Genomic DNA, 13548 nt, shown 5'->3' on the forward strand with positions numbered 1-13548 from the left:
CCGCCATGTCGTGGCGCGCGCGGATCGATGCCGAAGGTCGCGACGAGCCGCACGGGCTCGGCGGGTGATCCGGATCGAGCGTGAGCAGCGCTGAACGCATCGCGCGACCGCGGCGATGAGCCCGCGATGTCCGCCTGCGATGTGAAGGGTCAGTCCGGCGGTGGGCCGCGCAGGCCGGAACCCGAACTGAGCAGCAGGCGCCGTGGCCGGGGGAGTGCACGGCCGAATGCGAGCGAGCTGATCCGGACCGGTGCGCCGGGCCGATCGGCGAGGACCCGCACGGCCTGCCGCATCCCGCAGGCCGCACGCAGCAGAGCCTGTTCGGCGGCGTGGATGAGCAGCGCGCCGAGCGGAACAGCCGCGAGATGCGTGCCGAGCATGACCGATGTCGCGCCCGCGTCGTGGTGGTGAGCGGTCGACAGGGTGGCTGCGAGGTGTGCGACAGCCTGCGCGATCGCCAGCGTCGCCATGATCTCGCCGAGCCCGTGGCGGTGTCGTCGCGCGCCGGCGAACACGCCCACGGCCGCGCAGGCCGCGATCAGTGTGGCGATCGGCGAGGCGCCCGGAGACATCGCGCCCCCACCGAGTGCATGCGCGGCGATGCTCACCGCCCCCGCCGCGGATCCGACGAACGCGCCGCGTAGCCGCGCCGCCATCACCGTCGGATTTCGCACCGTCTCATACTACCGACTGTCGTAGCCGTGCCGGGCATCGGATCGAGGCCGCGGCGGCATTCCGGCCCGGCGGCGGCTCGAGCCGCACGGGCGCGGAAACGGAACGAGACAGCTTTCCGCGCAATATCTCCCGCGAACCAACGCCGGTCCGCGGAACCGTCCTTCGTGTCGAAGGGGGTGCGCGCGATGCGGAAGCCGAGGTCCGCTCACACCGTGACGGCCGCGTGGACGAGGTTGTGGTCGGATACTCCGCCGACGTCGTCGACCGACGCCCCGGTGACGCTCGCGCCGTGCACGACCACGTGATCGATGTACTGGGATTTCGCGCCCGAGGAGCGCGGGCGGGTCGGCAGCGCACCGGCGACGCACTCGGCGACGACGAAGTCGTCGCCCAGCCCGGCGGCGACCGAGGCGCGATCGGTGTTGAAGTCACCCAGCAGCACCGCGGCGGGCGCCGGTGCGTCCGACGCGAGTTCGGCCAGGCGCGACAGCTGGTCGGTGCGCCGTCGATCGCCGGTCACATGGGTGGCGATCACCGTCAGTTCGCCCGCGTCGATGACCAGGGCGCCCTTGCCGTGATCGTGGGCGAAGGATTCGGCCGCGAGCTCCCTGCTCGGTTCGGCGGTGAGCACCACGAGGTACTCGCCGCCGTCGAGCAGGGAACTGGGCATGCGCCGCGGCGTCGGCAACCGCTGGTACCGCATCGCGTGGAACGTCCGATCCGGCAGCGCCATTCGCAGGCTGGCCAGCTGATCGCCGCTGACCTCCTGTAACGCGATGATCCGCTCGGTGCGTTCGGCCACCCGCGCGGTGATCGCGGCGATCCGTGCGCCCTCGTCCGGCCAGCGGGTCGCGACGTCCTCGTACCAGTTCTCGGCGTGGACGCGATGCAGAACGTTCCAAGTGGCCACCGTGATCACCCTCGCGATCGTAGGCGAACCGGGTGAAACAGGTTGCGGCGCGGGCTGGGCCGCGCCCGATGCGCTCACCCCGCGCCCTGGATGTCGATGCCCTGCTGAAGCGACGCGACCGCGTGATCGAGAACGCGATACAAGGCCGCGACGGAATGGTCCTCGCCCAGCATCCAGTGATCGAGGCCCACGCCGAAAGCGGCGAAACAAGCCGCGGCGGTGAGCTGCGGCCGCAGATCGTCGGCGCGGAGCCCGGCGCGGACGGCGAAGTTCAGCGCCATCGCGCGCTGGCGTCCCAGGGCGCCGATGAAGTTCTCGCGGCGCAGTTCCGGGTTGCCGACCAGCAGTTGCCTGGCCCGCCGTGCCGTCTCGGCTTGGCGGTCGCGTGCCCGCGCGTTCTGTTCGTCGAGCAGGAAGTCGCTCAGCGCCGCCCGCAGTGCGGTCAGCACCGATTCGCTCGTGGGGCGCCGGTCGACGGCGGCGAGCAACTGCGCCATCAGGTCTTCCTCATGGCTGAAGACGACCGCGAGTTTCGACGGGAAATGCCGGTGGAAGGTGCGCCGGGAAACGCGCGCCGCGTCGGCGATCTGCTGCACGGTGGTCTGCTCGAACCCGTGCCGCTCGAACAGTCGCAGCGCGGCATCGACCAATTCCCGTCGAACTCGCGCCTTCTCGCGCTCGCGCGGACCGTTCACACCCGTCATGCCGCAATCCCTCTTCTCGATGTCGTCGACATTGGTGTCTCAAAGTGACACTTTAGGGGAGATTCGGGCTACAGTGTCTCGTCGAGACATCGAGCCGGGAACGAGAGGTGGCGCCATGTCGGTGCGACGTGCAGGAATCAGCGTGGCCGTGGCGGCATTGCTCTTCGCGGGACCGTCGGTCGGTTCGGCGGGGGCCGATCCGGTCGCCGCAGGCGCGGCGCCGGGCACGGTCGCGACCGACGCGGCGCTGCCCGAACAGCTCTGGATCGAGGGCACGGGTACAGCGCGCCGCGTGACGTACTGGACCCGGACCTCCGATGACCAGCCCGCACTCTCCAGCGGCGCCGTGTTCGTTCCCGCGGGCGCGCCGCCGAGTGGCGGCTGGCCGGTGCTGTCCTGGGAGCACGGAACGGTCGGCCTCGCCGACGAATGCGCTCCTTCGACCGTGGGCCGCAGCAAGCGCGACCTGGATTACCTGGCGACCTGGCTGCGGCAGGGTTACGCCGTCGTGGCGACCGACTACATCGGTCTGGGCACCCCGGGCCCGCACGCGTACCTGGATGGGCGCGCCGAGGCGCACGCGGCGATCGACATGGTGCGCGCGGCCCGCGCCCTCGACGGTTCGCTGTCGTCGAAGTGGATCGCGATCGGCCAGTCCCAAGGCGGGGGCGGGGCGGTGTTCACCGCGTCGCTGGCCACGAGGTACGCCCCCGAGCTCGACTATCGCGGCGCCGTCGCCACCGGTCCGGCCTCCAATATCGTCGACGCCGCTTCGTTTCTCGGGCCCACCGCGCCGGCGATCGACAACGCGCACCTCACCGCCTACCTCGCCTACGTGATGAACGGGCTGAAGGCGGCGCGCCCCGGCTTCGACCTGGACAGCTACCTCAGCCCCGAGGGCAAGCAGTTGGCCAGCGCCGCGGAGTCACTGTGCTTTCAACCGCTGGCCGACCGCGCGCGAGGGATCGCGGTCAACCGGTTGTTCTCGCGCCCGCTCGCGGACGGGGATTTCGTCGCCACTGCCCGCCCCGTGATGGACGTTCCGCTCACCGGCTACGACCGCCCGCTCTTCCTCGGTCAGGGCACGAACGACACCGATGTCCCTGCCCCGCTGACCGCGAAGTTGGTGGCCGACATGGAATTGCACGGTGTGCGGCCCGAAGTCCATGTGTATCCGGGGAAGGATCACAGCGCCACCATGGCCGCTTCATTGGCCGACAGCATCCCGTTCGTCGCGCGCCTGTTCGCCTGACCCGGGGCCCGCCGCGAGGAGTCAGGCGCGTGCGGCCGCGGGCTCGAGGTCGAGGGCGTCCTGCGGCGGCGCGGTCGGCTTGCGGACCGGAATGGCGAGCGCGACGAGCGCGGCAAGCACGGAGACGCCGCAGCCGATCAGCAAACCGGTGCGGAAACCGGCTTCGGTGGGGATGGTGTGGGTACCGAGGCGGGTGCTCAGCTGCGCGAGCACCACGCCGACGACCGCGGCCGACACCGAGGTGCCGATCGAGCGCATCAAGGTGTTGAAGCTGTTGGCGGACGCGGTCTCCGACAGCGGGACCGCACCCATGATGAGCGCGGGCATCGAGCCGTAGGCCAGGCCGACGCCACCGCTGCACACGCAGGTGACGATGAGCAGGCCCCAGGTCGAGCCCAGCAGCAGGACCGACGAACCGTACCCGAGGGCGATCACCGCGCTGCCCACGATGAGCGTCACTTTCGGGCCGCGCGCGGCCGAGAGCCGGGCGCCCAGCGGGGAGACCGCCATCATCACCAGCCCGGCCGGGGCCATCCACAGTCCCATCGCGAGCATGGACTGCCCGAGGCCGTAACCGGTGACCACCGGCAGTTGCAGCAGCTGCGGGATGATCAACGACTGCGCGTACATCGCGAACCCGACCACGACCGAGGCCGCGTTGGTCAGCAGTACCTGCTTGCGTGCGGTCACCCGCAGGTCGACCAGCGGGTCGGCGGTGCGTAGTTCCCACCAGCCCCAGATCACCAGCACCAAGGCCCCCGCCGCGAAGAGGCCGAGGGTGGTTCCGCTCGCCCAACCCCAGTCGGCGCCCTTGGACACCGCGAGTAGCAGGCACACCAGCGCGGTGCCGAGGCCGAGCGCGCCGAGCAGATCGAAGCCGCCGCCTCCGCGCGCCGGGATGGCGGGCACGAGCAGCCAGATCAGCGTGGCCACGCCCGCGCTCAGCACGGCCGAGCCCCAGAACAGCACCCGCCAGCTGGCGTTCTCGGCGACCGCCGCGGCCAGCGGAAGCCCCAGTGCGCCACCGATGCCCATCGACGCGCTCATCACCGCGATGGAGGTGCCGAGCCGTTCGGTGGGCAGGACGTCGCGCAACGCGCTGATGCCGAGCGGGACCACGCCCATGCCGATGCCCTGCAGACCGCGTCCGGCGATCATCGGGACGACCGAGCTCGCGACCGCGCACACCAGTGACCCCGCGATGAGCGGAATCGTGCACACCAGCAGCATCGGGCGTTTGCCGTAGAGATCGCCGAGCCTTCCGGTGATCGGAGTGGCCACCGCGCCGGCCAGCAGTGTCGCGGTGATCACCCAGGAGGCGTTGGACGCGGTGGTGTGCAGCAGCCGGGGAAGATCCCCGATCAACGGCACCACCAGGGTTTGCATCAGAGCGGCGACGATGCCCGCCGCCGCGAGCACGCCGACGATGCCCTCGGACCGTACTGCGGATGGTGCTGCCACGCGAATCTCCCTCTCTCGAATCGATGTGCACAGTACATATTTATTGCATTATGCACAAGAGTTGTACTATGCAAATTCCCTGTACAGGCGCATGAATGTGATATATCTGCGGGGGTGATGAGCCCGTGGCTCGCGAGATCGGCAGGAGCGTCGCGTGGACAAGCCCGTACCTTCGGTGGAGTTCGAAACCATGCTGCTGGGGCGGCACAGCCTCAGCGCGAAGACCCGCCGGGGCAGCGGCCACCTCGACCGCAGCGCCTACACCGTGCTGAGCAGGCTGCGAGTCCAGGGCCCCATGTCCGTGGGTGAGCTCAGCGAAGCCTTCGGTCTGGACACCTCCACGCTGCACCGCCAGACGACCGCCATGCGCAAAGCCGGTCTGATCGAACGCATTCCGGATCCGGACGGCGGCATGGCGCGCAAGTTCCGCATCACCACCGAGGGCGGGCGGCAGCTCGACGCCGAACGGGCCTACAACGTGCACGCGCTCGAGACCGTGCTGGCGGACTGGACGGCGCAGGACGTCGCCGCGTTCGCGGAATTCCTGAAGCGGTTCAACACCGACATCGAACGCATCGACAAGCGCCCGTGGCCCCGGCCGTGAACGCGGGCCCCCGGATGCACACGAAACCTCCACAATTGCCGCCGGATCTCTCCACAGCCGGTGGCTAGGGTTCCGTGCATGGAACACAGCGCACCGGCGCAGGCCGCACGGCGGATCCTGGTGGTGGACGACGAGCTGACCATCGCCGAATCCGTCGCGGCGCGCCTGCGGGCGGAAGGGTTCACCGTTGATCTGGCGCACGACGGTCCCTCGGCGGTCACCGCCGCCGAGGCCGTCGAGCCCGACCTGGTGGTGCTCGATGTCATGCTGCCGGGATTCGACGGGCTGGAAGTGTGCAGGCGCATCCAGGCGCGTCGGCCGGTACCGGTGCTCATGCTGACCGCGCGGGCCGACGAAACCGACCAGCTCGTCGGCCTGGGCGTAGGCGCGGACGACTACCTGACGAAACCGTTCTCGCTGCGTGTGCTCGCCGCCCGGGTGCACGCGCTGCTGCGCCGGATGGATCGGGTGGCCGACCGCGACGGCGCGACGATCCTGGTGGGCGACCTCCGCATCGATGTCGATCAGCGCCGGGTCTGGCGCGCCGACGTCGAGGCCCGGCTCACGCCACTGGAATTCGAACTGCTCGCCCGGCTGGCTCGCCGTCCGCGCACGGTGCTCGCGCGCGAGCGGCTGCTCGAGGACGTCTGGGACTGGTCCGACGCGGCGGGCACCCGCGCGGTCGACAGCCACATCAAGGCGTTGCGCCGCAAGCTCGGCGCCGACCTGATCCGCACCGTGCGCGGCGTCGGCTACGCCCTGGAAGCCCGATGAGCGCCGAGCCCGGGCGGGCGACGGAGGTGGAACGGGTCGGCTCGGACCGGCCCGGCGGCGCGGTTCGCGAAAGGTGGAGCTGGGTACGCCGGGTCGGCGACCGCGCGGCCGAGCTGTTGCCGCGGCCGCTGGACCCGGTGAAGTCGATCAAGCTGAAGTTGGCGATCCTCATGCTGTGTTCCGGCGGGGTCGCATTCGGGTTCTTCCGCTTCAAGATCGGGTGGCTGCCGCCGCGCACCACCCTCACCGCGGTGGTGATCGCGCTGGTGACCTCGCAATTCCTCGCCCACGGCATCACCAGGCCGCTGCGCGAGATGACCGCGGCGGCCAAACGGATGGCCCAGGGCGACTACACCCTGCGGGTGCGGGCGAGCTCCCGCGACGAAGTGGGGCAGCTGGCCGAGGCGTTCAACCAGATGGCCGCCGACCTGGCCGCGGCGGACCAGCAGCGCCGTGACCTCATCGCGAACGTCTCGCACGAATTGCGCACCCCCATCACTGCTTTGCACGCGGTACTGGAGAACTTGGTCGACGGCGTCTCCCAACCCGACCCGGCGACCCTGAGCACCGCACTGGCCCAGACAGAACGGCTGACGCTGCTGGTCTCGGAATTGCTCGACCTCTCCAGCATCGAAGCGGGCGCTTTGCGGCTGGTGCGCGAGGACCTGCCGATCGCGCCGCTGCTGGCCGACGTCGTCGCCGAAGCGGAGGTCATGACCGCCGCGCTCGGGCGCGGCGTGCGCTTCCGCACCGACGTGCTGCCCGGCACCGCCCGCGTATACGCCGACCGCGCGCGTCTGCATCAGGTGCTGCTGAACCTGCTCGACAACGCCGCTCGGCACGGCCCCGCGGGCGGCGAGGTCCGCCTCGCCGTGCGCGTGTCGCCGGGCGAGGTGGTGATCGACGTCGAGGACGACGGTCCCGGCATACCGCCCGCCGAACGCGCCAGGGTGTTCGACCGGTTCACCCGCGGCCGGACCTCGGGCGGCGGCACCGGGCTCGGCCTCGCCATCTCCCGCTGGGTGGTCGACCTGCACGGCGGCACCATCGCCGTCGCCGATCCCGGCTCCCGCATCCGGGTGGTTCTGCCCGGCCGCTGATCTGCCACATCACATGACCCGGACCGCCAGGACGGACCCCGGGGCCGTTCCGCACGCCTATCGAAGGGACCGACCATGCCTCCAGAACCCGAATCCGCCCCGGCGGCCGAGCCGTCGGCTGTGCCCGCACCGCCTGCCTCGAGCGCTGAAACCACGCGATCGACAACCGATTCCAGTGAAAGGCCCGCTGCGCCCGCTGCTCCGGTACCGGACGCGTCGGCGGGCCGTGAGCAGGAGGCAGCGGGCACCGCCGCTGGGGATTCGCCCGCCCGGGACGACAAGCCGGGCACGCGGCCCTCGGGCGTGCCCGTGATCGCGCGGCCGAAGTGGCACCGTGTCGCCTGCCCGCCGGGCGTCGTGCTCGCCGCGCTCGTCTCCGGACTCGCGGCGGCGATCCTGATCCACTGGGACCGGCCCGGCATCGGCTGGGTCCTCGCCGCCGCGATCGCCGCTTCGGCGGTCTTTCTCGTCGACCGCAATGCACGCGAAAACGTGACCGATACGACGACAGAAGCTTCCGAGGACGCGAAACCGGCGCCCGAACGGCCGGCGGTGGTCGGCTACGTGTGGAACGCGGGCCGCTTGTGGTGGGCAACCGTCGCGCTCGCTCTGCTCGCGGTCGGGGCCGTCCGCGCCGCGGGTTGGCTTTTCGCGCTGTGCGTGCTGGCGGCATGCGTCGCCGGTTCGCTCGCGGTGGTCGGACGCCGGTCGGCGAACGGCATCCTCTACGACACCCTCGCGGTCGGGCTGGAGGCGGTGGCAGCTGTGCCGTGGGCGTACGCAGGCGCCGTGCGGGCGCGCGCCGGCAAGCCCACACCCGGGTTGCGTCTCGGACTGTCGGTGGCGGTGACCCTCGCGCTGCTCGCGGTGTTCGTTCCGCTGCTCGGCAGCGCCGACGCGATGTTCGCCGCACTGCTGGAGACCGTGACCCCGGACGTGGAGATGCCGTCGATGGTGCGGTGGGTCGTCCTGTTCGTGGTGGTGGCGCTCGGCGCGCTCGGCGCGATGTACGTGCTCGCGGGCCCGCCGCCGCCCGCCGCCGCGGTAGCGGGCGGGCGGACTTTGCGCCGGACGGAATGGGCGCTGCCGGTCGGTGCGCTCGCGATCCTCTTCGCGGCGTTCGTCGCGACGCAATTCGTCGCGCTCTTCGGCGGCGACGACTATGTCCAGGACACGTCGGGTCTGACCTACGCCGAATACGCCCGCACCGGGTTCTGGCAGCTCTCGGCGGTCACCGTCCTGACCCTCGCGGTGCTGCTGATCGTGCTGCGCTGGGCTGCCCAGGACACCGCCGCCGACCGGTGGTGGCTGCGCGGGTTGCTCACGGCGGTGAGCCTGCTCGCTCTCGTCATCGTCGCCTCGGCCCTCGGCCGGATGTGGACCTACCAGCAGGCCTACGGCTTCACGGTACTGCGTCTACTGGTGGAAGCCTGCGAACTGTGGCTGGGCCTGGTCTATGTCCTGGTCCTGATCGCAGTTGTGCGGCTACACCGGGCGTGGTTGCCGCGCGCCGTGCTCGGCACGGCGATGGCCACGCTGCTCGTCCTCGCCGTCCTCGACCCGGAGCGATTGATCGCCGACGAGAACATCGATCGCTGGCAACAGGGCAAATCGCTGGACACCGAGTACCTGCTCACTCTTTCGCCCGACATCCTGCCCGCGATCGATCGGCTTCCCGAACCCCTGCGCGCCGACGTGCACGCCCGGCTGCGCGCCGACCTCGACGAGGACACCTGGCAGAGCTGGAATCTCTCGCGGGCGAGAGCGCGATGAGCTCCCGTGCAATACACTTGTATTATCGCTGATCGTGGGTTATAACTGGCCTGAGTGGGCACTGTTGTCGCTGGTGGGGATCGATCCTCGCGAAGTGCTGCAGGTGCTCACGGGCGCCCGCCGATGGCCTCGGCAGGCGCGTGGCCGGAACGAGCTCGCGGTCCTGACGGTGTGGGGCCGGACGGAGACAGGCCGGCCACTCATCGTCGCTGTCCGCCGCACCGAAGGCTGGCAGTGGGACATTCTGGGCGCGGTCGAGATGACCGAGGCTCAGGTGGCCGAACTCGAGCGTTGGGAGCACGCCGATGACTGACTATCCGACGAATCCGAAGGACGTCCAGGACTTCCTGTCCGGTCTCGAATACACCGACGCGCCCGTGGACCCGGCCGAGCTGCCCCCGCCGCTGCGCGCCGAGGACACGGTCACCGTCACCACGTCCCTGCGCATCCCGCTCGACCTGCACCAGCGGGTGAAGAAGGCCGCCGAGCAGCGCAATGTGACCATGTCGGCGCTCATCCGGGACTGGATCGAACTGGAACTCGCCGCGTTGGAGAACGACCAGCCCATTTCGCGCGCCGATGCCCTGCGGGCGCTGGCCGCCCTGCATCCACTGCGTCAGTCCGCCTAGTCTGCTGCCGCGACGGGCGGCACGGAAATCCGGAGGTCGACGGCGATCGGACCGGATACGCGGCGCAGACGCCGCTGGTGGTGCGTGCCGACCGGTGGCCTCAGGTCGGATCGGGCTGCGCAGCACCGTCGAGTGCCCGGCGCACCGCCTCGACCGGGTCGGCCGCGATCACCGTCGCCGTCAGCGGATGCCCGTTCGCGTCGCGAATCTCCCAACCGCCGAGGGAGACAACCGGAATCCCGCCGCGCCGCCGGGCGAGCGCGACCTCCGACAGCGTGCCCCACGAGCCGCCGATGACGATCACCGCGTCCGCCGACTCGACGAGGATCGCATTGCGCGCCTCACCCATATTCGTGAACAGCACCGCCGACAACCCGGGACACGCCGCGCCGCGATCGGTGTCCGGACGCACGCCGATCACCAGCCCACCGGCCTCGGCGGCACCCGCGGTGACCGCGGCCATGACGCCGGTACCGCCACCGCACAGCACGGTCACCCCCGCTCGCGCCAGGAGCCCGCCGACGGCGCGCGCCCACTCCGCTTCCTGTTCCGTGCACTCCCTCGGCCCGCAGACCGCGACCTGCCGCACCGGCGCCCCTTTCCGTCCTTCAACCCGGGTGCCGTGGTGACATGACCGGTTCCAAGCGCTCCCGCAACGCCATGGCATCGCGCGGCGCCATCACCTTCGCATCGTTGTCGAAGTAGGTATAGACGTCGCCGGATCCGGCCCATGAGCGGATCTTCTCCGCCCACATGTCCAAGCCCTCGTCGGTGTATCCGCTGACGTAGAGCTCGTCGTGCCCGTGCAACCGGATGTAGACGAAATCGGCGGTGACCTCCTCCAGCAGTGGATATTTGCCCGCGGCGTCGGCGACGACCAGTGCCACGTTGTGGCGGGTGAGCAATTCGGTGCAGGCCGGGGTCGCGAAGCTCTCGTGCCGTATCTCGAGGGCGTGCCGCATCGGCCGGTCGGCGTCTGTGCTCGTGTACGCGGGGTCGACGCGGTGATCGTGCCGCCGTGCGATCTCGGCGGCCTGCTCGGTGCCGCGGGGGAGCCGGGAGAAGAAGGCATCCAGCACGTCCGCCTCGAATCGGAAGGTCGGCGGCAGTTGCCAGAGAATGGGGCCCAGCTTGGGGCCGAGCGCCAGCACGCCGGAGGCGAGGAAGTTGGCCAGCGGCTCGTCACCGTCGCGCAGTCGCTTCATATGCGTGATGAACCGGCTGCCCTTCACCGCGAACACGAAATCGTCCGGAGTCTGCTCCGCCCACCTCAGATAGCTGGACGGGCGCTGCAGCGAATAGAACGAGCCGTTGATCTCGACGCTGTCGAGCCGCTCCGACAGATGAGCCAACTCGCGCTTGTGCGTCAGGCCCTGCGGATAGAACGTCCCGCGCCAGGGCGGGTACACCCATCCCGAGGTGCCGATCCGGATCCGACCCATCTCTCCATGGTGGCAAATTCGCTACGCCGATGCGGTCCTCGCCGCGATCCGCCCCACCAACCAGGCCGTCGTCAGCGCCGCCAGGAACGACAGCAGCGAAGCGCTCATCCACGCCTGCTCGGTGAAGTGCACGGCCTGCCGGACTCGATCCCAGAATTCGGTCCAGATCCCGGCGTCACCGGGATTGACCAGTTGATACACCGCGAACCCGGCCAGCCACGCGACGACCATTCCCCACCGCGCCGGAGCGTCGCTCGCTGTGTTCCACTCGCCGCCCGCGCGCAGGAAGAAGTCGGCGACCAGCACCCCCAGCAGCGGCACGAAGACCGAGCCGATGAGCCCGAGGAATCCGAAGTAGTTCGCCATGTCCAACCAAAGGGCCAGCACCGTGATCAGGGTGCCGAGGCCGATCGAGAGCACACGGCGGTCGACGCGCGGTGCGAGATTCTGGATCGACACGGCGGTGGAGTAGACATTGGCGAAGGATTGGTCCGCCTCCCGCAGCACGAAGACGAAGAAGAACAGCGCGCCGAGGCTCACCTGCAGGAACGCCGCGTACGGTCCGTCCGAGCCGGTCGCGAGCGCCAGCGCGAAGAGACCGAGGACGTAGGCGATGATCTGGGTGAGCGCGTACGCGCCGCCGGCCGCACCGAATGCCGAGCGTCCGCTGCGGGCGTGCCGGGTGTAGTCGGCCGCGACCGGTACCCAGGAAATCGAGACGGCCAAGGCGGCATCGGTCGCGATCCAGAAGAGGTTCCAGTCGACGCCGAACGGCCCGCCACCGCTGGGCCCCGGGTTCGCCCGCAGATCGGGCAAGCCTGCCCGGAAGAACTGCACATAGAACCAGACCAGGGCGATCACGACACCGGCGGTCACGAATCTGCGCAGCAGTCGGACCGATCCGAGCGGCCAGATCGTGAGAACCGTCGTCAGCACACCGGCGGCTACCACGTAGAGCCAATGCGGGCCGCCGCCGAAGAGTTCTTCGGCCGCGTCGCCGATGACGATCAGCTCGAAAGTTCCCCAGCCGAGCAATTGAGCGATGTTGAGCACCGTGGGCAGATAACTGAGTCGCGCGCCGAACAGCCCGCGCAGCAGGACCATCGCGGGTTGCCCGGTACGCGCGCCGGTCAGCGCCGCCGCGCCGAGCATCAGTCCGCCCACCACCGTGCCGAGGACGGTTGCCAGAATGCCTGCCGCGATCGAGATCTGCGCGGCGCCCTCGGCGTTGGGTGCGAGCACCGTGTACGCACCGGAGAACGCGAAGAGGCTGACGCCCAGGTTGGCCCAGAACGCGCTCTGGTCCCAGAACGAGAGCACCTTCGGTGCGGGCTGCTCGAGAGTCAGCGGGGCTTCCTGCCCCGCGGCGGCGCGGGTCGACGACGACATGACGGAAACGCTCTCCCTACGCCGGCATTACCCGGACAGGTTCATGCGGTCGGCGAAGCGTGCGGTGCGCCCTCTCAGCCCGGCCGTGCCCGAGCTCCCGCGGTGAAGTGATTCCGGCGAATAGTACACCCGCACCACTTCCCGTGACCGGCGGTGAAAGCCGAGCAGCGTCTCAGCCCATGAGGAACGAGGCGGCGAACCAGGCGAGCACGACCAGGACGGCGCCGATCAGCGCACCCGGGAACAGTGCCCGTCCCTGCCGGGCCGCCATACCCGAGAGCAACGCGCCCACGGCGAATCCGACGATTCCGCCGCCGACCATGATCCAGACGCCTGCACTGGTGTCGACCCGGCACTCCGGCTTGGAGTCGCAGATCCCGCCCGCCATCAGGAACCACGGCGCGAGGACCGCCGACATGGCGGCCAGCGTCGCGGGCAGCAACCACAGCAGTGCGCTGAGGACGAGATCCGCGCTGCGGGGCGGTTCGACCGCGCGTGTCTCGGGCTCGCGCGTCGGATAGCCGGAGGGCGTCGTGCTTTGGGGCACCTGGTTCAGGTAACCGTGCATCGTGTCTCGCTATCGCTTGTCGGTGGAGGCGACCGGGCCGATGGAAGTTATACACCAGCCCCCGGCACGCCGAAGTGCTTGTGTTCCCGGTATTGCGAGCGCGCGGTGGCCTACCGGCCTCGGGCGGAGCGGCGATGCCGTTCCCGCCGATCTGCGACGGATACCGCAGCGCCGTCGGGGAATTCGGTGTCGGCCGAGCGTAGGACGATCAACCGTCGGTGACCGTCACGCGAGCGACGGTGCCGGATCGCCCGCGCCGCGGTCTCG

General features: G+C 70.1%; 15 protein-coding genes and 1 riboswitch. Of the genes, 7 read left to right on the top strand and 8 right to left on the bottom strand.

The annotated features are described in order from the left end of the window. Positions 1–149: 149 nt before the first annotated feature. From IU450_RS26245 to IU450_RS26255, 3 genes are all read right to left on the bottom strand, one after another. Entirely contained in the window at positions 150–674 is a 525-nt protein-coding gene (locus IU450_RS26245; RefSeq protein WP_195152402.1) for a hypothetical protein, read from the bottom strand. Positions 675–880: 206 nt separating this feature from the next. After that, positions 881–1594, bottom strand: coding sequence for an endonuclease/exonuclease/phosphatase family protein (locus tag IU450_RS26250; RefSeq protein WP_195152403.1), 714 nt, complete (start codon positions 1592–1594; stop codon positions 881–883). A gap of 65 nt (positions 1595–1659) precedes the next feature. Continuing rightward, positions 1660–2289 carry a TetR/AcrR family transcriptional regulator gene (locus IU450_RS26255; protein WP_195152404.1) on the bottom strand — a complete coding sequence of 210 codons (630 nt, stop codon included), beginning with the start codon at positions 2287–2289 and terminating at the stop codon, positions 1660–1662. Between the two features lie 115 nt (positions 2290–2404). On the opposite strand from IU450_RS26255, the gene IU450_RS26260 reads away from it, so the two are divergent. Beyond that, positions 2405–3541, top strand: coding sequence for a lipase family protein (locus IU450_RS26260; RefSeq protein WP_195152405.1), 1137 nt, complete (start codon positions 2405–2407; stop codon positions 3539–3541). A gap of 21 nt (positions 3542–3562) precedes the next feature. Here the strand turns inward: IU450_RS26260 and IU450_RS26265 are convergent, their stop codons facing one another. After that, positions 3563–5002 carry an MFS transporter gene (locus tag IU450_RS26265; protein WP_195152406.1) on the bottom strand — a complete coding sequence of 480 codons (1440 nt, stop codon included), beginning with the start codon at positions 5000–5002 and terminating at the stop codon, positions 3563–3565. A 154-nt stretch (positions 5003–5156) separates the two neighbouring features. Here IU450_RS26265 and IU450_RS26270 point away from each other — a divergent pair, with 154 nt between their 5' ends. The 6 genes from IU450_RS26270 to IU450_RS26295 all read left to right on the top strand — a co-directional run bounded on the left by IU450_RS26270 (position 5157) and on the right by IU450_RS26295 (position 9882). Then, on the top strand, positions 5157–5606 hold the full coding sequence (locus tag IU450_RS26270; RefSeq protein ID WP_195152407.1) for a MarR family winged helix-turn-helix transcriptional regulator: 450 nt from the start codon (positions 5157–5159) through the stop codon (positions 5604–5606). A gap of 78 nt (positions 5607–5684) precedes the next feature. Continuing rightward, a complete protein-coding gene (locus IU450_RS26275; protein WP_195152408.1) occupies positions 5685–6380 on the top strand; it encodes a response regulator transcription factor in 696 nt (231 codons plus the stop codon). A 170-nt stretch (positions 6381–6550) separates the two neighbouring features. Continuing rightward, positions 6551–7480, top strand: a complete 930-nt coding sequence (locus tag IU450_RS26280) for a HAMP domain-containing sensor histidine kinase (protein ID WP_228835157.1) — start codon at positions 6551–6553, stop codon at positions 7478–7480. 75 nt (positions 7481–7555) lie between these two features. Then, positions 7556–9253, top strand: a complete 1698-nt coding sequence (locus tag IU450_RS26285; RefSeq protein WP_195152410.1) for a DUF4153 domain-containing protein — start codon at positions 7556–7558, stop codon at positions 9251–9253. Between the two features lie 34 nt (positions 9254–9287). After that, positions 9288–9566: a hypothetical protein gene (locus IU450_RS26290; RefSeq protein ID WP_195152411.1), complete on the top strand. Its 279-nt coding sequence runs from the start codon at positions 9288–9290 to the stop codon at positions 9564–9566. Beyond that, positions 9559–9882: a CopG family transcriptional regulator gene (locus tag IU450_RS26295; RefSeq protein WP_195152412.1), complete on the top strand. Its 324-nt coding sequence runs from the start codon at positions 9559–9561 to the stop codon at positions 9880–9882. Before IU450_RS26290 ends, IU450_RS26295 begins: the two co-directional genes overlap by 8 nt. 100 nt (positions 9883–9982) lie before the next feature. Here IU450_RS26295 and IU450_RS26300 read toward each other — a convergent pair whose 3' ends face one another. The 4 genes from IU450_RS26300 to IU450_RS26315 form a co-directional block, all read right to left on the bottom strand. After that, positions 9983–10471 (bottom strand): LOG family protein, encoded by a 489-nt coding sequence (locus IU450_RS26300; protein ID WP_324197829.1) that lies wholly within the window; start codon positions 10469–10471, stop codon positions 9983–9985. Between the two features lie 19 nt (positions 10472–10490). Beyond that, positions 10491–11324 carry a DUF72 domain-containing protein gene (locus IU450_RS26305; RefSeq protein WP_195152414.1) on the bottom strand — a complete coding sequence of 278 codons (834 nt, stop codon included), beginning with the start codon at positions 11322–11324 and terminating at the stop codon, positions 10491–10493. 21 nt (positions 11325–11345) lie between these two features. Beyond that, positions 11346–12713, bottom strand: a complete 1368-nt coding sequence (locus tag IU450_RS26310; RefSeq protein ID WP_195152415.1) for a purine-cytosine permease family protein — start codon at positions 12711–12713, stop codon at positions 11346–11348. Continuing rightward, positions 12709–12824, bottom strand: a riboswitch (TPP riboswitch). (Overlaps the previous gene by 5 nt.) A 61-nt stretch (positions 12825–12885) precedes the next feature. Continuing rightward, positions 12886–13281 carry a hypothetical protein gene (locus IU450_RS26315; protein ID WP_195152416.1) on the bottom strand — a complete coding sequence of 132 codons (396 nt, stop codon included), beginning with the start codon at positions 13279–13281 and terminating at the stop codon, positions 12886–12888. Between the last annotated feature and the right edge of the window lie 267 nt (positions 13282–13548).

The organism is Nocardia abscessus (genome assembly GCF_015477775.1).
Lineage (GTDB): Bacteria > Actinomycetota > Actinomycetes > Mycobacteriales > Mycobacteriaceae > Nocardia > Nocardia abscessus_A.